Annotated in this window: 22 protein-coding genes; 7 read left to right on the top strand and 15 right to left on the bottom strand. The window is 66.9% G+C overall.

The features are described from left to right. Positions 1-73: 73 nt before the first annotated feature. From ACN0S5_RS14475 to ACN0S5_RS14465, 3 genes are all read right to left on the bottom strand, one after another. Positions 74-1,279 (bottom strand): hypothetical protein, encoded by a 1,206-nt coding sequence (locus ACN0S5_RS14475; RefSeq protein ID WP_417209382.1) that lies wholly within the window; start codon positions 1,277-1,279, stop codon positions 74-76. Positions 1,280-1,620: 341 nt separating this feature from the next. Beyond that, entirely contained in the window at positions 1,621-1,848 is a 228-nt protein-coding gene (locus tag ACN0S5_RS14470; protein ID WP_323767189.1) for a DUF1150 family protein, read from the bottom strand. A 5-nt stretch (positions 1,849-1,853) separates the two neighbouring features. After that, positions 1,854-2,264: an Hsp20 family protein gene (locus ACN0S5_RS14465; RefSeq protein WP_417209380.1), complete on the bottom strand. Its 411-nt coding sequence runs from the start codon at positions 2,262-2,264 to the stop codon at positions 1,854-1,856. A gap of 161 nt (positions 2,265-2,425) precedes the next feature. Between ACN0S5_RS14465 and ACN0S5_RS14460 the strand changes: the two genes are divergently transcribed. From ACN0S5_RS14460 to ACN0S5_RS14450, 3 genes are all read left to right on the top strand, one after another. After that, positions 2,426-2,650, top strand: a complete 225-nt coding sequence (locus tag ACN0S5_RS14460; protein ID WP_417209379.1) for a YdcH family protein — start codon at positions 2,426-2,428, stop codon at positions 2,648-2,650. Between the two features lie 75 nt (positions 2,651-2,725). Continuing rightward, a complete protein-coding gene (gene purE / locus ACN0S5_RS14455; RefSeq protein ID WP_417209378.1) occupies positions 2,726-3,214 on the top strand; it encodes a 5-(carboxyamino)imidazole ribonucleotide mutase in 489 nt (162 codons plus the stop codon). Between the two features lie 35 nt (positions 3,215-3,249). After that, the gene (locus tag ACN0S5_RS14450; RefSeq protein WP_417209376.1) at positions 3,250-4,323 is read left to right on the top strand and encodes a 5-(carboxyamino)imidazole ribonucleotide synthase; all 1,074 of its coding nucleotides are present in this window, start codon (positions 3,250-3,252) and stop codon (positions 4,321-4,323) included. 112 nt (positions 4,324-4,435) lie between these two features. Here ACN0S5_RS14450 and ACN0S5_RS14445 read toward each other — a convergent pair whose 3' ends face one another. Continuing rightward, complete coding sequence (locus ACN0S5_RS14445; protein ID WP_417209375.1) at positions 4,436-5,581, bottom strand: alpha-D-ribose 1-methylphosphonate 5-triphosphate diphosphatase; 1,146 nt, start codon at positions 5,579-5,581, stop codon at positions 4,436-4,438. Then, positions 5,571-6,326, bottom strand: a complete 756-nt coding sequence (locus ACN0S5_RS14440; RefSeq protein WP_417209373.1) for an esterase/lipase family protein — start codon at positions 6,324-6,326, stop codon at positions 5,571-5,573. The genes ACN0S5_RS14445 and ACN0S5_RS14440 overlap by 11 nt, the downstream gene beginning before the upstream one ends. A 53-nt stretch (positions 6,327-6,379) precedes the next feature. Between ACN0S5_RS14440 and ACN0S5_RS14435 the strand changes: the two genes are divergently transcribed. Further along, positions 6,380-6,820, top strand: coding sequence for an NUDIX domain-containing protein (locus ACN0S5_RS14435; protein WP_417209371.1), 441 nt, complete (start codon positions 6,380-6,382; stop codon positions 6,818-6,820). Between the two features lie 92 nt (positions 6,821-6,912). On the opposite strand, the gene ACN0S5_RS14430 is transcribed toward ACN0S5_RS14435, so the two are convergent. The 9 genes from ACN0S5_RS14430 to ACN0S5_RS14390 all read right to left on the bottom strand — a co-directional run bounded on the left by ACN0S5_RS14430 (position 6,913) and on the right by ACN0S5_RS14390 (position 15,678). Next, positions 6,913-7,755 (bottom strand): DMT family transporter, encoded by an 843-nt coding sequence (locus ACN0S5_RS14430; protein ID WP_417209370.1) that lies wholly within the window; start codon positions 7,753-7,755, stop codon positions 6,913-6,915. A 243-nt stretch (positions 7,756-7,998) separates the two neighbouring features. Further along, complete coding sequence (gene smc / locus ACN0S5_RS14425) at positions 7,999-11,454, bottom strand: chromosome segregation protein SMC (RefSeq protein ID WP_417209369.1); 3,456 nt, start codon at positions 11,452-11,454, stop codon at positions 7,999-8,001. 123 nt (positions 11,455-11,577) lie between these two features. Next, entirely contained in the window at positions 11,578-11,976 is a 399-nt protein-coding gene (locus ACN0S5_RS14420; RefSeq protein WP_417209367.1) for a hypothetical protein, read from the bottom strand. Positions 11,977-12,057: 81 nt separating this feature from the next. Then, on the bottom strand, positions 12,058-12,867 hold the full coding sequence (locus ACN0S5_RS14415) for a division plane positioning ATPase MipZ (RefSeq protein WP_417209365.1): 810 nt from the start codon (positions 12,865-12,867) through the stop codon (positions 12,058-12,060). Positions 12,868-13,002: 135 nt separating this feature from the next. Continuing rightward, positions 13,003-13,563: a F0F1 ATP synthase subunit B gene (locus ACN0S5_RS14410; protein WP_417209364.1), complete on the bottom strand. Its 561-nt coding sequence runs from the start codon at positions 13,561-13,563 to the stop codon at positions 13,003-13,005. Positions 13,564-13,567: 4 nt separating this feature from the next. Continuing rightward, complete coding sequence (locus tag ACN0S5_RS14405) at positions 13,568-14,119, bottom strand: F0F1 ATP synthase subunit B' (RefSeq protein WP_417209362.1); 552 nt, start codon at positions 14,117-14,119, stop codon at positions 13,568-13,570. Between the two features lie 85 nt (positions 14,120-14,204). After that, positions 14,205-14,429: a F0F1 ATP synthase subunit C gene (locus ACN0S5_RS14400; RefSeq protein WP_089276753.1), complete on the bottom strand. Its 225-nt coding sequence runs from the start codon at positions 14,427-14,429 to the stop codon at positions 14,205-14,207. Between the two features lie 75 nt (positions 14,430-14,504). Then, positions 14,505-15,275 (bottom strand): F0F1 ATP synthase subunit A, encoded by a 771-nt coding sequence (locus ACN0S5_RS14395; RefSeq protein WP_417209360.1) that lies wholly within the window; start codon positions 15,273-15,275, stop codon positions 14,505-14,507. Then, positions 15,265-15,678, bottom strand: coding sequence for an AtpZ/AtpI family protein (locus ACN0S5_RS14390; RefSeq protein WP_417209358.1), 414 nt, complete (start codon positions 15,676-15,678; stop codon positions 15,265-15,267). The genes ACN0S5_RS14395 and ACN0S5_RS14390 overlap by 11 nt, the downstream gene beginning before the upstream one ends. 252 nt (positions 15,679-15,930) lie before the next feature. On the opposite strand from ACN0S5_RS14390, the gene ACN0S5_RS14385 reads away from it, so the two are divergent. Further along, positions 15,931-16,869, top strand: coding sequence for an alpha/beta hydrolase (locus ACN0S5_RS14385; protein WP_417209356.1), 939 nt, complete (start codon positions 15,931-15,933; stop codon positions 16,867-16,869). Then, entirely contained in the window at positions 16,866-17,222 is a 357-nt protein-coding gene (locus ACN0S5_RS14380; protein WP_417209354.1) for an ArsR/SmtB family transcription factor, read from the top strand. Before ACN0S5_RS14385 ends, ACN0S5_RS14380 begins: the two co-directional genes overlap by 4 nt. Here ACN0S5_RS14380 and ACN0S5_RS14375 read toward each other — a convergent pair whose 3' ends face one another. Next, entirely contained in the window at positions 17,223-17,495 is a 273-nt protein-coding gene (locus ACN0S5_RS14375; protein WP_417209352.1) for a tetratricopeptide repeat protein, read from the bottom strand. On the opposite strand from ACN0S5_RS14375, the gene ACN0S5_RS14370 reads away from it, so the two are divergent. Then, positions 17,494-17,745: a DUF302 domain-containing protein gene (locus ACN0S5_RS14370; RefSeq protein WP_417209350.1), complete on the top strand. Its 252-nt coding sequence runs from the start codon at positions 17,494-17,496 to the stop codon at positions 17,743-17,745. The genes ACN0S5_RS14375 and ACN0S5_RS14370 overlap by 2 nt on opposite strands. The last annotated feature ends 20 nt before the right edge of the window (positions 17,746-17,765 follow it).

Below are 17,765 nucleotides of genomic sequence, written 5' to 3'. Positions count from 1 at the left end.
CTAACTGGCACCAAAGGTAGAAACGCACGGCCCGCCCGGCAAGTCAGGGGAATCCTACCCTGCGCGCCCCGCCTCACCGCCCCAGTTCCGCCTCCGTCAGCGGCCGATGGGCAAGGATCTGGTCGCCGTTCATGTCGCGATCCGCCAGAAACTCGCGCTGCGCCATTTGGTCGTCGCGCAGCGTCGGATAAAGATCCTCGAAGGCCTGCACCGTCATGCCGTAGACCTGTTCAAAGGCGGTGAACCAGTTGTCGGTCTCGCCCACCACGCGCCAGAACCGGAACAGGGTTTCCTCGCCATAGCGTTCCACCAGCATCGCCACCGCGTAGGCGGACACATCATAGGCCTCGGAGGCGCGCACCTCGCCCGCCAGCCGGATCTGCCGCAGCGTCAGCTCCGACCCCGCCGCCAGCGTGCGCATCGCGTGCAATCCGGGCACAAACCGGCCGAATTTCTCTCGCATGAACGCCTGCTCGACCACCTGCGCCGTGCCCTCGACCATCCACGCGGGGCCCATGCGCGGCCGCACGCTGTCCGGGTCGTTGACCCAGCGCGGCACCTTGTCATAACTCAGTTCGCGCTGGACGTTGTGCACCAGCTCATGCGCCATCGTCACCGACAGCACCATCCGGTACAATTCGCCCAGCGCCGGGGTCCGCAGCGCCAGCGTGGTGCCGCAGAACGACACCCCATCCCGAGAGGCGCTGGCCCCAAGGCCAAACTCCGTCTCGCAGTCGCGCCGCGCCCGCGCCCGCACATCGGCCCAGGACTGCAACGCCATCGTCCCCGCCTCGGCCACCAACCGCTGCCAGGCGTCGGCATTGGTGGCCACGATGATCCGCACCTGACTGGCCACCTGCACACCATAGCGGCGATACAGAAACGCTTCGGCCTCCAGAAAGGCGGTCATGACATGGTCGGCGATCTCGGGATGGACATCCGGCCCGATAAAAACCTGCGGCGGCGTCGATGAGGGCATCACCGCCCGCGCCACCGGCGCGCTCAAGCCGATCTCGCGGCACCAGCCCACGGAACTGCGCGCATCGAACGCCGGAAGCGCGTCCAGAACCCCGCGCCGTGCCGCGTCCAATGTGTCCACATAGGCGCGCAGGGCGTCGCGGGTGCGCGGCCCGGTCAACCCGTCCACCGGCCCCGGCGCATGCCCCAGCGCCACCAACTGCCCCTGCACGCAGGCCACATGCGCATCCCCTGCCCCGGCCCCGGTCCCTGACAGCGACATGCACAGAACCGCCAGCGCGGCGAGGCTCCCTCTAGGCATCGGTGGCTCCGTTCTGGTTGACTGATGCTCCCAGTGACGCCCAGCGACCGGCAACCTGTCAAGACCGCGCCGCGCGCCGATGCCCAAGCCTTTGGGCCATCGCGATTCTTGGCCCGCCACCAAAGTCCGGGCCACAGCCACTGACCCCGGTCCGCGCCGGATCACACCCGTGCCCGGACATGAGTCCACAAGGCCGCGCAAACGGCCCCGGCTTCTTCTTTGTCCAAATACACCCGGGGGAGTCGACCGCAGGGAGACGGGGGCAGCGCCCCCCGACCCCCTCGATATCGTCAGGATCGCTCTGACCGGCAGTCCGGTCCGATCCTCGGCCTGTCAGGTCCTCAGTGCACCGTCACCGGCGCCAGATCGTTCTGCCGCGCCAGCACAAAGGCCAGCGAGCGGTCCTTGACCAGCGCCAGCCGCTCGCCATCGGCGCGGTGCACCGCGTACAGCGTTTCCTGCCCGGCCACCTGCTCGCGCAGGTCGTCCGGCAGATCGGCGGTTTTCACCGGGCGCACATAGACGGTCTTTCCGGCGACCAGCTTGTCGAAATCATACTTGGCATGCATCGAAATTATCCTTTCCTGATGCTGATCGTCTGAACCACGGACTCGGGCCGCGTCATCGTCAGATCCACGTGCAACAGCCCGTTCTCCATGACGGCCTCGCCGACCTCGACACCGTCGGCCAGCACAAAAGAGCGCTGGAACTGGCGCGCGGCGATTCCGCGATGCAGAAAGATTCGGTCGCCACCATCGTCGCCCTGCCGCCCCCGGATGACCAGTTGCCGGTCCTCCACGGTGATCGACAGGTCACTTTCGCAGAACCCGGCCACCGCCAGAGTGATGCGATAGGAATGATCCGATGTCTGTTCGATATTGAACGGCGGATAGCCTTCGCTGGTCTTCGCAGTCCGCTCCAGCAAGCGCTCCAACTGCTCAAAGCCAAGCATATGGGGATAAGATCCCAAGGTAAGTTTGCTCATCGACACGTCCTTTGCACAAGCGACCGTCACACCGGGCCCCACGTTTCGGCGACCGCGACCCTCGAAATATGGGCACCGGGGCGAAAACGCGCAAGGGGCTTTGCGCAAAGCATTCGAATCGCTATCTTGAGGCTCCGGATGACCGACAGGGGACTTGGCACATGAACGCGCCCACAGATATCTCGATGAAGAACGACGATGTCCTGCGGGTCGAGCTTGAGGTTTTCCGCCGCGAACACCGCGACCTCGACGACGCCATCCGCGCGTTGCAGCACACCGGCACCGCCGATCAGCTGACCCTGCAACGGCTGAAGAAGAAAAAGCTGAAGCTGAAGGACAAGATCGCCCAGATCGAGGACCGGCTGCTGCCCGACATCATCGCCTGAGAGCCCCCCTCAGCGCCCCCATTGCACCCCCCTCCGCATCCCGTATAACGAAACCCTCTTAACGCGGAGGGACGGATGGACAGCCCCAAGGTCGGCATCATCATGGGCAGCCAGTCGGACTGGCCCACAATGGTCGAGGCCGCCGATGTTCTCGACGAACTCGGCGTCGCTTATGAGACCCGAATCGTCTCGGCCCACCGCACACCCGACCGGCTCTGGGACTACGGCAAGACGGCGGTGGCGCGCGGCCTGCACGTCATCATCGCAGGCGCAGGCGGCGCGGCGCACCTGCCCGGCATGATGGCCTCCAAGACCCGCGTGCCGGTCATTGGCGTCCCGGTCCAGACCCGCGCCCTCAGCGGCGTCGACAGCCTCTATTCCATCCTCCAGATGCCACGCGGCTACCCGGTCGCCACCATGGCCATCGGCGCAGCGGGCGCAAAAAACGCCGGCCTCATGGCCGCCGGCATCCTCGCCCTGCAAGACCCCGCGCTGGCCACCCGTCTCGACCAGTGGCGCACCGACCTCTCGGCCTCCATCGCCGTGGAACCGACCCGCGACTGACCCACACCCCCAACGCCCAAAACGCAGGTACGCCCATGACCGCCCCCCTCCTCCCCGGCAGCACCATCGGCATCCTTGGCGGCGGCCAGCTTGGCCGCATGCTCTCCGTCGCCGCCAGCCGCCTCGGCTTCAAGACCTGCATCTATGAGCCGGGCGCAGACTGCCCCGCCTCCCATGTCGCCAATGTCCACATTCAGGCCGACTACGACGACACCAGGGCGCTGGACCGCTTCGCCAAGTCCGTCGACACCATCACCTATGAGTTCGAAAACATCCCGACCACAGCGCTCGACATCCTCGAACAACTCCGCCCCATCCATCCGGGCCGCGAGGCGCTGCGCATCAGTCAGGACCGCCTGACCGAAAAAACCTTCCTGCAAGACCTCGGCCTGCACATCGCCCCCTTCGCCCCGGTGGACGACGCCGCCAGCCTGACCCAAGCCATCGACACCATCGGCACCCCCGCGATCCTGAAAACCCGCCGCTTCGGCTATGACGGCAAGGGCCAGGCCCGCCTGACCTCCCCCGCCGACGCCGATACAGCCCTCGCAGCCCTGCAAGGCGCCCCCGCCGTGCTGGAGGGCTTCGTCGACTTCACCGCCGAAATCTCGGTCATCGCCGCCCGCGGCACCGATGGCCGCGTCGCCGCTTTCGATCCCGGCCAGAACGTCCACAAGGACGGCATCCTGCGCACCACCACCGTGCCCGCCCCGTTGCCCAACCGCACCCTCACCGACGCCGTGCTCACCGCTGGCCGCATCCTGAACGCGCTCGACTATGTCGGCGTCCTCGGCGTCGAGTTTTTCGTCACCCCCGGCGGGCTGCTGATCAACGAAATCGCCCCCCGCGTGCACAACTCGGGCCACTGGACGCAAAACGGCTGCCTGACCGACCAGTTCGAACAACACATCCGCGCCGTCGCGGGCTGGCCGCTGGGCGACGGCAGCCGCCACAGCGACATCCGCATGGAAAACCTCATCGGCGACGATATGGACCGCGTCCCAACCCTCGCCGCCGACCCCACCTGCGCCCTGCACCTCTACGGCAAATCCGCCACCAAACCGGGCCGCAAGATGGGCCACGCCAACTTTCTGACACCACAGGCCTAACCCCCCGGTTTCTTCTCTGTAAAAATACCTCGGGTGGAGTTTGAGGAGGGCAGCGCCCTCCTCAAGGCCTGCGTGGCCTGAACGCAAACCACCCTGTGCGCGCAGCGCTCCGCTAGGCGATGAAACGCCCCGCCACAGGTCCGCTCATATACGCCACCTGCCCGCCCGCGATCACCGCCGCGATGCGCCGGGTCTCCCGCTCCATCACCACCACATCGGCCCGCAATCCGGGCATCAGCCGCCCGCGATCCGACAGGCCCAGCACCCGCGCCGGCCCCTCGGACACCAGAGCCCAGGCCGCCGCCTCCGCCATCAGCCCCAGTTCCACACAGCGCCACGCCGCCCGCGCAGGCGACGGATAGTGATAGTCAGAGGCCAGCGCATCGCACAGCCCCGCCCCAATCAACTCCAAGGCCGAGACATTGCCCGCATGGCTTGCCCCTCGCACCACATTCGGCGCGCCCAGAACCACCGGCTCGCCTGCGTCCCGCGCCGCCTGCGCCGCCTCCAACGTCTCGGGGAACTCCGACACAAACACCCCGCGCCGCCGCCACTCGGCCCGGCCCTCGGACGTCTGGTCGTCATGGCTGCCCATCCGCACGCCCTTTGCGGCCAGCCGCGCGCAGAACGCCTCCAGCGCGGCAGGCACCTCGGCCCCCGCCGCGTGCAACCGCTGCATCAGCGCCAGATGCGTCTCCGGGCTGCGCCCCGATTTCAACGCCTGCCCGGTCAGGCGCGGCGGCGTGCGCCCCTCGGCCAGCCGCTTGTGCGGCAGGTGATCGTTGAACAGCACATAACCGATGCCCCAGCGGTCCAGCGCCGCCTCTGCTCCGGCAAAACTCTCGGTGAAATGGGTCTCCAGCCGCATCTGCACCCGCAGATCCACCGGCACAGTCGGGGCCACCGCCTCGACGGCGGCAAAGACCTCCTGCGCAAACGCTGGCCCGCGCATCCCGCCTTCCCATGACCAGAACTGCGCCAACACGGCGGTGGTGATGCCGCAGGCCCCCAGTTCGGCGGCCACCGCCACCATACCCGAATCCCGCTCGCGCAACGCGCCCCGGCGCGGGGCCATGTGCCGCTCGAACCCGTCGCCATGCACATCGACGATCCCCGGCAGCAGATCATAGCCCGACAGGTCCACCACCCGCCCGACGAGTCCATCCGCAATCACCCCGCCTGCCACCGACAAAGGCGCAGGGTCCCAGCCCCCCGGCCGCATCACCCGCGCGCCGCGCAACTCCAGTTCAATCGACATTACACGCCCCCGTCAGGCAGGACAGCGCCGCCTCTCCCAGCAGGACGTGCCAATCCACGTCTCCGTCGAAATGGCCCTGCTCAAGGAACAGCACCACCTGCACCATGACCTCGGGGGCCTGCATCATGAAGGTATGCGTGACCGGCAAAACGATATGCTCCTGCATCCCGTCCACCCGCGTCGAGGCGACAGAGACCTTGCCATCGTCCGGCCCCGGAATCATCGCGCTGGTCGCCGCGTTCAGCGTCTGCGTCCCGGCAATGACCCCCAGCGGAAAATCGACGGGCGGCAGCCGCGCGGGCAGGTCGTCCGGTCCGGTGCCCAGTTGCAGCCCCGCCGGTCCGTTGAACCACGCAAAGATTTCCCAGCCGCCCATCACATCGACCAATTCGCTGCCGCTGTTGGGCGGCCCCAGCATCACCACACGCCCCAGATGCTCTGGCCGATGATCCTGCAACCAGTAGCGCAACAGGATGCCACCCATGGAATGGGTGACAAAATGCACCTCCTGCGCGCCGCATTGCGCCACCGCGTCAGGCAGGGTTTCCCTGGCAAGGCGCTCAATCCGGTCCGAGGTGGACGCGTAGCCAGGGACAATCACCCGATGCCCCCGCGCCTCCAGAACCAGCCCCAGAACCGCCATGGAATACTCGGTCCGCGCCAGCCCGTGTAACAGGATCACACAGTCTCCGGCACGCGCGGCAACCGGGAACAAGGTCAGAAGAGAGAGCAAAAGCCATTTCATGCCGCTGGCATAGCGCTGGCGCAGCGCCTAGAAAAGGACCAAAGGAATGTCCAATGCCCAGCCCCCGCCTCGCCACCCGCGCCGTGATCCTGCATGAGGACCGGCTGCTGCTGGTCAACGCGTGGCGCGACGCGCGGTCCAACCTGTGGTGCGCGCCGGGCGGCGGGGCCGAGCCGCACGCCAGCCTGCCGGACAATCTGATCCGCGAGGTGTTTGAGGAAACCGGCCTGACCATCGCCGTTGGTGCGCCCTGTCTGGTGAATGAGTTTCACGACCCCGGCGGCCGCTTTCATCAGGTCGAGGTGTTCTTTCGCGCCACAATCACCGCCGGGGCGATTTCGGACCACTGGAAAGACCCCGAGGGCATCGTCCACACCCGCCGCTTCTTCACCCGGACAGAGGTCGCCGCCCTGCGCCTGAAACCCTCCAGCCTGCCCGAGGTGGCATGGGGCGCGGGGTTCACCTACGACCCGCTGGAACCGATCCAGCACTAGGCCCCGGCAGGGCAAAGTCCTGACAAAGGGTAAAACCGTCTCTGTAACCCATTGATTTTTCACAGCCGCGCCGCTGTCCACGCGTGGACAGCCTATCTTCGCAGCACCGACAGCGCGACCCCGCCCAGCACGACCAGCGCGGCCACCACAAAATCCGCCGTCACCGCCTCGCCCAGAAAAACCATGCCCCCCGCCATCGCAATGACCGGCACGGTCAGCTGCGCCACCGCCGCCACGCTGGCCGTCAGCTGAGGCAGCACATGATACCACAGCGCATAGCCCAGCCCCGAGGTCACCGCCCCCGAAATCACCGCCAGAGCAATGCCCGACACCTCCGGCGCCATTGCCTCGGGGCTGACCGGCAAGGCCAGCCCGATCAGAAAGCCGATCGGCGCGGCCAGCACAAAATTCGCCCCCGTCGCCAGCAGTGGATCACGCGCCCGCCGCCCGGCCAGCGAATAGATTCCCCAGCCCAGCCCGGCCAGAACCATCGCCGCGCCATGCAGCAGGCTCAGCTCCAGCCCGCCACCGGGCCATAGCAGCCAGACCAGCCCGCCAAAGGCCATCGCCGCCCCCAGCCAACGCAGCACGGGCGGCCGCTCGCCGCCCATCAGGCTGCCGCCAAACATCGTCACCTGCACGGTCCCGAACAGGATCAGCGCGCCCAACCCCGCATCCAGCGCCACATAGGCGACCGAAAACCCGTAGATATACAGAACCAGCCCCAGCACCCCGGCCATCCGGCCCGGCCCGCCCAAGGCCACCCGCCTGCGCAGCACCAGCGCCAACAGAACCAGCACCACCGCCCCGGACCACAGCCGGATGGTGCCAAAACTCACCGCATCGATCCCCCCCGCCGCCAGCGCCGCGCGGTTCAGCACCGAATTGGCGGCAAAGGCCACCATGGTCAGCGCGATCAACAGAAACAGACGCATGCGGATACTCTGGCGTTCAGGTGGCTCTCGGGGACACAGGGCAAACCGCCCGCGGCATCAGGCAAGACAAGACACCCGCCAGTCTTGACGCAAAACCCACGGCGAGAAAACCCGTTGCCGACACCCGCACCGCGCCATCCGCCGGCCGCGCCTTCATGTTTCTTCTCTGTAAAAATATCCGGGGGAGTCGACCGCAGGGAGACGGGGGTCATGCTGCAAGCATGCCTTCGGCATGGGCCCCCCTCAGGCCACCAGGCTCTCGGCCCGCTTGAGATCGACCGACACCAACTGGCTGACCCCCTGCTCCTGCATCGTCACGCCAAACAGCCGGTCCATCCGCGCCATCGTCACCGCGTGGTGGGTGATGATCAGGAACCGCGTGTCGGTGCGGCGACACATCTCGTCCAGCATGTCGCAGAAACGAGTCACGTTGGCATCGTCCAGCGGCGCGTCGACCTCGTCCAGCACGCAGATCGGCGAGGGGTTGGCCATGAACACCGCAAAGATCAGCGCCAGACAGGTCAGCGTCTGTTCGCCCCCCGACATCAGCGACAGCGTCGACAGCTTCTTGCCCGGCGGCTGGCACATGATCTCCAGCCCCGCCTCCAGCGGGTCATCGCTTTCGACCATCATCAGGCTGGCCTCGCCGCCGCCAAAGAGATGGGTGAACAACATCGAGAAGTTGCTGTTCACCTGCTCGAAGGCAGTCAACAGCCGCTCGCGCCCCTCGCGGTTCAGGCTGGCAATGCCGGACCGCAGCGTCCTGACCGCTTCTTCAAGGTCCGATTTCTCCGACACCAGCGTGTCGTGCTCTTGCTGAACCTCTTTCGAGTCCTCCTCGGCGCGCAGGTTCACCGCGCCCAAGGCGTCGCGCTGGCGTTTCAGCCGCGATACCTCGGCCTCGATCCTGTCGGAGGCGGGCATCTGGTCGGGGTCCGTGTCCAGCTGCGTCAGCAGCGCCACCGGGGCAAGGTCCATCTCATCCGCGATCCGCTCCGCCGCCGCGGTCACGGTTTCGCGCGCCGCTTCGGCGCGGGCCTCGGCGCGGGCGCGGGCCTCGCGGGCCTCACCGGCCTGCCGCTCGGCGTCGCGCTCTGTGGCGATGGCCTCGCGCAGCGCGCCCTCTGCGGTCGACAGCGCGTCGCTGGCCTCAGCCTTGCGCGCCTCGGCGGTCTCCATCGCGTCGGTCAACGCGCCGCGCTGATCCTCCAGCGCGCCGGGGACGTCCTGCGCCTCGGCCAGTTCCGCTTCGCTGTCGGCCTTGCGTTCCGCCAGTTCCGTCGCGCGTTTCTCGGCGGTGTCCAGACGGTGCCGCCAGCCGGACAGATCCTTGGTCACCTGTTGCGACCGGCCCTTGCGCGCGTCACCATCGCGGCGCAGTTCGTCATGCGCCGACCGCTTGGCCATCATGGTCATGCGCGCCGCCTCGACCGTCATCTTGACGTCTTCGGCCTGCGCCCGCGCCTCTTCGAGATCGTCCAGCGTGTCGACCCCGCGCTGCGCCTCGGCCAGTTGCCCGCGCGCGGCCCCGGCCTCGTCCTCGTAGCGTTTGACCGACAGCGCGGCGCTTTCCACCTTGCCCTCGGCCATGTCGCGGTCGGCCTCGGCGCGGCTGAGCGCGCGCGCCGCATCGGCCACCGCCTGATCCGCCGCCCGCCGGGCCATGCGCGCGGTCTTGTCCGCCTCCGTCAACTCCCGCAGCCGCGCCACCAGCGATTCGTGCGCCGCCAGCGTGCCGTCCAGACGGGCCGAGGCCTCGGCCATCTCCTGCTTGAGCCCCTCCAGCCGGTTGAGCTGTTCCAGCCGCAGCGCGGCGGTCGAGGGTTGATCCTCGGCCCATGCCCGGTAGCCGTCCCAGCGCCACAGATCGCCCTCCAGCGTGACCAGCCGCTGACCGGGTTTCAGCAGGGCTTGCAGGCGCGGGCCATCCTCGGCCTCGACCAGACCGATCTGGCTGAGGCGACGCGCCAGAACGTCGGGGACCGACACATGCCCCGCCAGCGGGCTCGCGCCCTCGGGCAGGGGCTGGGTGTCATCATAGGCCGCCAGCACGACCCAGCCGGTCGGCCCGTCGCCCTCGACCTCGGGGGCGCGCAGGTCATCCGCCAGCGCGGCCCCCAGCGCCTTTTCGAACCCCTGTTCCACTTGCAGCCGGTCAAGGATCTGCCCGCCCTCGGCGGTATCGCGGTCCAGCAGGCGGGCCAGCGCCGTCACCTCGGCGCGCAGGGCGTTCATCTGGCCCTCTGCCTCAGAGCGTTCACCGCGCGCCTCGGCCTCGCGGGCCTGTGTCTCGGTGCGGGCGGTTTCCGCCTCGGTCAAGGCCTCTTCGGCCTCTTCGGCGGCGGCGTGCGCCGCTTCCAGCCGGTCCTGCGCAAGGTCTGCCGCCTCACGCGATGTCAGTAGCGTTTCCTTGGCCGCCTCGACCATGGCGCGCGCCCGGACCGCCTCGTTTTCGTTGCGGTCAAGGGTCTTGCGGCAATCCGCAAGAAAGCGTTGCGCCGACTGGTGCCGCGCCGCCAGCCGCGCCACATCCTCTGTCTGCTGCTCCAGATCGGCCTCGCGCATCTGCAAGACGCTGGCGGCCTCGCGTGCCGCCTCATGCGCCTCTGCCAGCCGCTCGTCATGCCCTTCCGAGGCTTTTTGCAGCTCGCGCGCCTCCCATTCCAGCCGTTCGATTGTCTCTCCGGCGTCGCGGTTCAGTCCGGCCTCGCGGTCCATGTCGCGGACCAGTTGCGCGATGCGGTTCTGCAAGGTCTCGATCCGGGCGAGCGCCTGTTTCTCCTGCCCGGTCAGCGTGTCGCGCTGCACGATCAGCCGTTGCAGGACAGCGGCGGCGATGGCCTCTTCTTCGCGCAGCGGCGGCAGCGCCTCCTCATAGGTGCCGCGCGTCTTTTCCGCCGCCCGCGCCGCCGTTTCCGCCTGCGCGGCCTTTGTCACCGTCTCGCGCAGCGCGCTCTCGGCCGTGGCCCGCGCCTCATCCGCCTCACGCCAGCGGCGGTACAGCAGCATCCCCTCGGCCTGCCGCAACTCCGACCCGATGGCGCGATAGCGCGCCGCCTGCCGGGCCTGCTTGGCCAGTTGCGACAATTGCGCCGCCAGTTGTTCGACCACGTCATCGACGCGCAGCAGGTTGGCCTCGGTGCTTTTCAGCTTCAACTCCGCCTCGTGTCTGCGCTGGTACAGGCCCCCGATTCCGGCGGCATCCTCCAGCACCTTGCGGCGGTTCTTGGGCTTGGCGTTGATCAGTTCCGAAATCTGCCCCTGCCGCACCAGCGCCGGGGAATGCGCGCCGGTCGCGGCATCAGCAAACAGCATCTGAATGTCGCGCGCGCGGGTGTCCTTGGCGTTGACCTTATAGGCCGACCCCACGTCGCGGGTGATCCGGCGGACGATTTCAAGCTGGTCGCTGTCATTGAACCCTGCGGGGGCCAGCCGGTCGGCGTTGTCGATATGCAGGCTGACCTCGGCAAAGTTGCGCGCCGGGCGCGAGGCGGCCCCGGCAAAGATCACGTCCTCCATCCCGCCGCCGCGCATCGCCTTGGCGCGGGTTTCGCCCATGACCCAGCGCAGCGCCTCCAGCAGGTTGGACTTGCCGCAGCCGTTCGGCCCCACCACCCCGGTCAGGCCGGGATGGATCACCAGATCCGTGGGATCCACAAAGCTTTTAAAGCCGGTCAGTCTGATTTTGGAAAAGCGCAAGGGTTCAGGTCCGATTCCGTGATGGACCTCAGCCTGCCCTGTCCTGTCGGAGCGAGTCAAGAAAACCGTGGCTCATATGGCGGGCATCCGCCACTTCTCCACAAGATATTGGGGCTGCGCGCCTTACTTTCGGCAGGTCAGGGCACCGGCATAGGTCGCGCCCCGCCGCGTCACGTCGCCGATATCGCAATAGAGGGTTTTTGGTCTGCGCGGCCTTTTCGGGGCCGGTTTGCCGTCGCAGGACAGGCCGATCCACATCATCGCCGGGTCGCCTTCGACCCAATCGGCGCGGCATCCGCTTTCGATCTGTGCGGCGATCCCCGCCTTGCGGGCGACATCCGGGAACCGGGGCAGCCAGTCCGGGTTGGTGCGCGTCGCCTCCACCAAAGCCCCCTGAAAACGCAGGGTAAACCGCGCCCCTTCGACCTCGCGGATGCGTTTCTCGGCCCCATAAAAACCCGGCCCCGCCGCATCACATGCGGCGAGGCCAAGCAGGAGGAGAACACATGATAACCAACGCATGACCAAGCATGCCGCAAACTGGTTACCAGCAGGTTAACTCCCGCGTTTCACAAGTTGAGTCAGACCCGGCACCCGAAAAGGTCAGAAATTGACCTCGACCCCCGGCAGCTTGAGCGATTTGACCAGATCGCGCACCTCTTGCCGCGCCGCGATGTTCGACAGGCTCAGGCTGCGCACCCCGATGTCGCGCAGATCCAGCAGGGTCAACCCGCGCGGAAACAACTCGCGGAACACCACACGTTCGGAAAATCCCGGCCCGACACGAAACCCGATCCGTTTCGACAGGGTGTCAACCGCCTTTTCCATCTTGGCCTTGTTGATCATCTGTTGCGCGCCCACGCGGTTGCGCAGAACGATCCAGTCCATCGGCGATAGCCCCGCCTGCGCGCGCAACTGCCGCGCCGACCAGACCATTTCCGCGTAAACCGAGGGGCCCAGGATCTTTTCCCCATCCCCCTCGATCCGCGCCAGCAGGTCGAAATCGACGAAACTGTCGTTCAGCGGGGTGATCAGCGTGTCGGCCAGCGAATGCGCCACCTGTGCGAGCCGGGTATAAGAGCCGGGGCAGTCGATGATGACGAAATCCGATTTCTCTTCCAGCTCCGCCACCGCGCGGTTCAGCCGGTTGTCGGCGGCCTGCGCTCCGGCGGCCACGGCGGCGGGATCGGCCTCTGGCAACTGCATGTAGCCGGGCACCGGCAGGTCCCGTTCTTCCTTTTTCAGCCAGGCCCGCCGATTGGCGAGATAGCGGCCAAGGCTTTGCTGGCGCAAATCCAGATCAAGCGTCCAGACCCGGTGATCCATCCGCGCCAGCGCTGTGGCGACATGCATCGCGATGGTCGACTTGCCCGCGCCGCCCTTTTCGTTCCCGACAACGATAATATGTGCCACGCCTGTGCCTCTTGTCCGTTGCGCCACGGCTGTCCCGTGGTCGGTTGTTTTTTGCGCCTGCGCCCCGGCCAAGGTACCGGAACGCGCAAGGCCCGGCGCTTTGGCCGGGCCTCGCCGCAGTTCCTGTGGTCGCGATCAGTGCAGTTTGGCACCCACGACGGCGATGGCGTCGTCGATCAGCTTGCCAGCGCTGTCCGCTGTCATCTGCTCGGCCACGACGCTGCGCGCGGCGGCCACGGCCACAGCGGCGGCGCGGTCACGCACCTCGCGGATGGCCGCTGCTTCGGCAGAGGCGATCTGGCTCTCGGCGGCGGCAAGGCGGCGGGTGATCGACTGGGCGATCTCTGCCTTGGCCTGCTCGGCGGCCAGTTCGGATTCCTGCTTGGCGTGCGCAATAATGCGATCCGCCTGCGCCTGAACCTCACGCTGCTTGCGCTCATAGCTGGCCAGCAGGGTCTGGGCCTCTTCACGCAGCAGGCGTGCTTCGTCCAGTTCGCTCTGGATGTCCTCGGCCCGCTTGTCCAGCAGCCCGCTCAACATGCCCGGCACCTTGAAGTAGATCAGCACCGCGATGAACAGCACGAACCCAAGCAGCACCACGAAATCGGTGTTGCCCAGCGAAAAGAACGGACCCGAGGCCGCGGCGGCAGGCGTGGCCGACAGCGCGGCCAGAGCGGGAAGGATGATCTTTTTCATGGCCTTACCCTTTCAGCTGCGCATCGACCGCACGTGCGATCTTGGCGTCGTCGGCGGCACCGCCCAGCGCGGCCACGATGGCCCCGGCGGTGTCCTTGGCCACGGTTTCGACATGGGCCATGGCGCTTTCGCGGATCTCGGTGATGGCCTTCTCCGACTCGACAGCCTTGGCCGCGATTTCCGCATCGGCCTTGGCGATGGCGTCGTTCAGATCAGCCTTGATATCGTCACGCGCCTTTTGCGCGATGGTCTGGGCCTCGGCCCGCGCATCGGCAAGCGCCTTGTCATACGCGGCTTCGGCGTCTTGCGCCTTGCGCTTCAGATCTTCGGCGGCGGCGATGTCGTTTGTGATGGTCCCCTGACGTTCCGCCAGAACCGCGGCGATGCGCGGCAGGGCGATACGGGCCAGCACAAAGTAAATCACGACAAGCGTGATCACCAGCCAGAAGACCTGGTTTCCGATCCAGTCGCCGCAGAGCTGCGGCATCCCGACGGCGCTGCCGCCGGCGTCGACGCATGCGCTGACAGGCTCGGACCCGTGAGTTTCGGTCGCCATGTTGTCCTCCGTCGGAACTTGTCTCTACATCGGGCGGTCAGGGCTGCCTGACCGCCCGCGCGTAAGGATCGTTAAGTTCCGTGGTTCAGACGGCGAACATCAGCAGCAGCGAAACGAGGAAGGCAAAGATGCCCAGCGCTTCTGCGAATGCGATGCCGATGAAGAGAGTAGCAGTCTGGCCAGCGGCGGCCGACGGGTTGCGCAGAGCGCCGGACAGGAAGTTGCCTGCCACGTTGCCCACCCCGATTGCGGCTGCGCCGGAACCGATTGCTGCCAGGCCTGCGCCGATGTGTGCGAGATCGCCTTCCATTGAGATTCTCCTTACGATTGGAAGTTGAGTATTCGGGTTGTTCGTTGGGTAGGGTGGGTTTTCAACCCACCGCCCTTAGTGATGCGGGTGCAGCGCGTCCTTGAGGTACACGCAGGTCAGGATCGTGAAGACATAGGCCTGGATAAAGGCCACCAGAATCTCCAGCCCGTACATGGCGGTGATCGCAAGGATCGAAATCGGCGAGATCGCGGCGATGGCTGCGAACCCGGCGAACACCTTGATCACCGCGTGACCGGCCATGACGTTGCCCGCAAGACGAATGGAGTGGCTGACCGGGCGCACAAAGTACGAGATCAGCTCGATCAGGGCCAGGATCGGGCGCAGCGCCAGCGGCGCGCTCGACACCCAGAACAGGCCAAGGAAACCGGCGCCGTTCTTGACAAAGCCCAGAATGGTCACGGTCAGGAAGACCGCCATTGCCAGCACCACGGTCACGGCAAAATGCGAGGTGGTGGTAAAGCTCATCGGCAGCAGGCCAAGGAAGTTGGCGGAGACGATGAACAGGAACAGGGTCATGATGTAGGGGAAGTACTTCAGACCATCCTTGCCAGCGACATCCTCGACCATCTTGTAGACAAAGCCGTAGGCCAGTTCGGCAATCGACTGCGACCGCGACGGCACGATGGCCCGGCGCGAGGTGCCGATGACCATCAGCAGCACAACCGCGACGATGGCAAGGAACAGCCACAGCGTCACGTTGGTGATGGTGAACAGACCGACTTCGCCATGGCCGAACAGCGGCTTGACGATGAACTGGTCCATCGGGTGGAACACCAGAGCACCGCTTTCCGCGGCATGATCTGCACCGTGCGTCTCAGTCGCCATCTCTTTTCCCCTCATCCGCTCCGGTGATCCGGGCGCTGTTCTCATCGCCCTCGCCGGGGCTTTTGCCTGTGGCCCCGCCGGGGCCTGTCCCGGCCGGGCCGGGGTTCATACTCGCCTGCACCTCTTTGGCCGTGCGCAGCATCACCTTGATGCCCGCGGCGACGCCCAGAAGCGCGAACACCACCATCAGGAACGGCTTGGTGCCCAAAAGGGCGTCGAGACCAAAGCCGATCCCGAAACCGATCCCCAGACCGGCCACCATTTCCGTCACCATGCGCCAGGCGACATTGGCCTGACTGTAGTGCTCTTCCTGATGGGCCTTGCCAACTTTCTGACCCGCCTTGTAGGCGGCCAGCTTGGCGTCCAGGTCGTCCAGCTTGCGCTTGGGATCTTGGTCGCTCACGTCGGTGTCAGCTCCACTCAGGGTCGCCCTTGTGCTATGTCGCGGCGGGGCCTGAGTCAACACGCCTGACAGCCGGTCGCCCCGCGCATCAAGCCCCTGTTCTGTAACGCATTTTCCCCCCACCCGCCCGCGCCGGTCATTCCGCCGCAGCCGCATCCGGCGCGGGAGGCGCTGCAAATGCACATTCAACTTTGCGGTTGAGTTTTCCGCCGCCCCCGCCCACACCTCTGCAAACCGCGACAGGAGACGCCCATGCGCCCCGCCTATTGCCTTGGCCTCTGGCTGGCTCTGCTGCCCCCCCCTCTGGCCGCCGAAGATATCCGGATGCCCCTGCCCGAGGTCACCCTTCAGGCCACTTATCTGGCCGCTGAGTCCCCCGCCGCCGTGGCGATGATCCTACCCGGATCGGGGCCGACCGACCGGAACGCCAATTCCACGCAGGGGCTGTCGACCGACGCCTACCGCCTACTGGCCGAGGCGCTGGAGGCGCAGGGCATCGCCACCCTGCGCGCCGACAAACGCGGCATCGGGCAAAGCACCGGCAACCCCAACGCGGTAAGCCTTGGGCTCTACGCGCAGGACGCGGGCCACTGGATCGACCTTGCGAAGGACCGCAGCGGGCAGTCCTGCGTCTGGCTGATCGGCCATTCCGAAGGCGGGCTGGTGGCCTTTGAACTGGCGCGCAGCCGCGACGACATCTGCGGGCTGGTGCTGCTGGCCGCGCCGGGCCGTCCGATCAGCCAGATCCTGCTGGAACAACTGCGCGGCGTGCCCGCGCTGGCGCAGCACCAGCAGGCGCTGGAAAAAGCAATGATCTCATTGATCGCCGGCAGCCCGGTGCCGCCAGAGGCCCTGCCAGGCCCGTTGTCCGCCATCTTTGCCCCGCCCGTTCAGCCCTTCCTGATGGACCTCTTTGCCGTCGATCCGGCGGAACAGGCGCGCACACTCGACCTGCCCGCGCTGGTCGTGCAGGGCACCGCCGACCTCCAGATGGCTGAGGACGACGCCCGCATCCTTGCCGAGGCGCTGCCGCAAGGCACGCTCTACAGCGTCGCGGGCATGACCCACACACTGAAGACCGCCAAGGACGACAGCCGCCCGGCCAATCTGGCGACCTATTCGGACCCCACGCTGCCGCTGTCCTCCGGCCTTGCCGAACGGATCGGCGCGTTTATCCTTGGGCCGCGATGACCGATCGCCTCGATTCTGCCTTTGCCGCGCTCGCGGACCCCACCCGCCGCCGCATCCTTGCGATGCTGCTGGAGGATGACATGGCCGTGACCGATGTGGCCGAACCGTTCGAAATGTCGCTGGCGGCGATTTCCAAACACCTCACCGTGCTCACCAACGCCCGCCTGATCAGTCAGGAAAAACGCGGCCGGGTGAAATGGTGCAAGCTGGAACCCGACGCCCTGCGCGAAGCCTCTGTCTGGATGCAGGGCTTTGGCCAGTTCGAGCCGGTGAACCTCGACGCCTTTGAACGGTTTCTGGAACAGGAACTGCCCGCGCGGGACGCGCCGCCAGAAGAGCCACCAGAGGCGTAATCATTCCAACCCGCAGGCCGACAGCGCCCCCAGCAGCCGCGCCCGCTGTGCCGCCACCGGATAGGGGAACATCCGCGCCGCATGGGCCAGCGCATATTTCGGCGCAATCTCCCGGAGCGTCGCCACCTTAGCCGAGGCTTCCTCAATCAACCCCTGTTCCATCAGCGCCCGCACCAGTTGCACCCGCGCCGGAACGAACCTGTCGACCCGCGCCAGCACGGACCGGAAATGCGCCACCGCCGCGTTCCAGACCCTGACCGCCAGAGCCGCCATGGCCGACCGCATCCACATCGCCAGTGCCCATGACGTCGACCGCTCCGCCGCGCTTCAGACCGGCCAGACGATGGCGCTGTATCTGCCGCTGCGGGTGCTGTTCTTCGAGGATGCTCAGGGGCAGACATGGGCGCTTTACGACGATCCGGCAGGGATCGCGCCCTCTCACGGGCTGGCCGCCGACGATCCCGCCGTCACGCGGATGCAGGCCGCGCTGACCCGCTTTGTCACCATCGCCACCGGCGACTGACGCGCCGCCGCACCGGGCGG

The sequence above is a fragment of the Antarctobacter sp. genome, assembly GCF_048262615.1.
Lineage (GTDB): Bacteria > Pseudomonadota > Alphaproteobacteria > Rhodobacterales > Rhodobacteraceae > Antarctobacter.
This window is presented reverse-complemented; position numbering and strand designations above follow the sequence as displayed.

Excerpts from the sequence above, each read along its gene's own strand:
- ACN0S5_RS14375 (WP_417209352.1), bottom strand. The coding sequence starts at position 17,495 with ATGGCGGCTCTGGCGGTCAGGGTCTGGAACGCGGCGGTGGCGCATTTC.
- ACN0S5_RS14460 (WP_417209379.1), top strand. The coding sequence starts at position 2,426 with ATGAACGCGCCCACAGATATCTCGATGAAGAACGACGATGTCCTGCGG.
- ACN0S5_RS14380 (WP_417209354.1), top strand. The coding sequence starts at position 16,866 with ATGACCGATCGCCTCGATTCTGCCTTTGCCGCGCTCGCGGACCCCACC.
- ACN0S5_RS14470 (WP_323767189.1), bottom strand. The coding sequence starts at position 1,848 with ATGCATGCCAAGTATGATTTCGACAAGCTGGTCGCCGGAAAGACCGTC.
- ACN0S5_RS14395 (WP_417209360.1), bottom strand. The coding sequence starts at position 15,275 with ATGGCGACTGAGACGCACGGTGCAGATCATGCCGCGGAAAGCGGTGCT.
- ACN0S5_RS14420 (WP_417209367.1), bottom strand. The coding sequence starts at position 11,976 with ATGCGTTGGTTATCATGTGTTCTCCTCCTGCTTGGCCTCGCCGCATGT.
- ACN0S5_RS14430 (WP_417209370.1), bottom strand. The coding sequence starts at position 7,755 with ATGCGTCTGTTTCTGTTGATCGCGCTGACCATGGTGGCCTTTGCCGCC.
- ACN0S5_RS14475 (WP_417209382.1), bottom strand. The coding sequence starts at position 1,279 with ATGCCTAGAGGGAGCCTCGCCGCGCTGGCGGTTCTGTGCATGTCGCTG.
- ACN0S5_RS14435 (WP_417209371.1), top strand. The coding sequence starts at position 6,380 with ATGCCCAGCCCCCGCCTCGCCACCCGCGCCGTGATCCTGCATGAGGAC.
- ACN0S5_RS14465 (WP_417209380.1), bottom strand. The coding sequence starts at position 2,264 with ATGAGCAAACTTACCTTGGGATCTTATCCCCATATGCTTGGCTTTGAG.
- ACN0S5_RS14385 (WP_417209356.1), top strand. The coding sequence starts at position 15,931 with ATGCGCCCCGCCTATTGCCTTGGCCTCTGGCTGGCTCTGCTGCCCCCC.
- ACN0S5_RS14450 (WP_417209376.1), top strand. The coding sequence starts at position 3,250 with ATGACCGCCCCCCTCCTCCCCGGCAGCACCATCGGCATCCTTGGCGGC.
- ACN0S5_RS14400 (WP_089276753.1), bottom strand. The coding sequence starts at position 14,429 with ATGGAAGGCGATCTCGCACACATCGGCGCAGGCCTGGCAGCAATCGGT.
- ACN0S5_RS14370 (WP_417209350.1), top strand. The coding sequence starts at position 17,494 with ATGGCCGACCGCATCCACATCGCCAGTGCCCATGACGTCGACCGCTCC.
- ACN0S5_RS14405 (WP_417209362.1), bottom strand. The coding sequence starts at position 14,119 with ATGGCGACCGAAACTCACGGGTCCGAGCCTGTCAGCGCATGCGTCGAC.
- purE (WP_417209378.1), top strand. The coding sequence starts at position 2,726 with ATGGACAGCCCCAAGGTCGGCATCATCATGGGCAGCCAGTCGGACTGG.
- ACN0S5_RS14440 (WP_417209373.1), bottom strand. The coding sequence starts at position 6,326 with ATGAAATGGCTTTTGCTCTCTCTTCTGACCTTGTTCCCGGTTGCCGCG.
- ACN0S5_RS14445 (WP_417209375.1), bottom strand. The coding sequence starts at position 5,581 with ATGTCGATTGAACTGGAGTTGCGCGGCGCGCGGGTGATGCGGCCGGGG.
- ACN0S5_RS14410 (WP_417209364.1), bottom strand. The coding sequence starts at position 13,563 with ATGAAAAAGATCATCCTTCCCGCTCTGGCCGCGCTGTCGGCCACGCCT.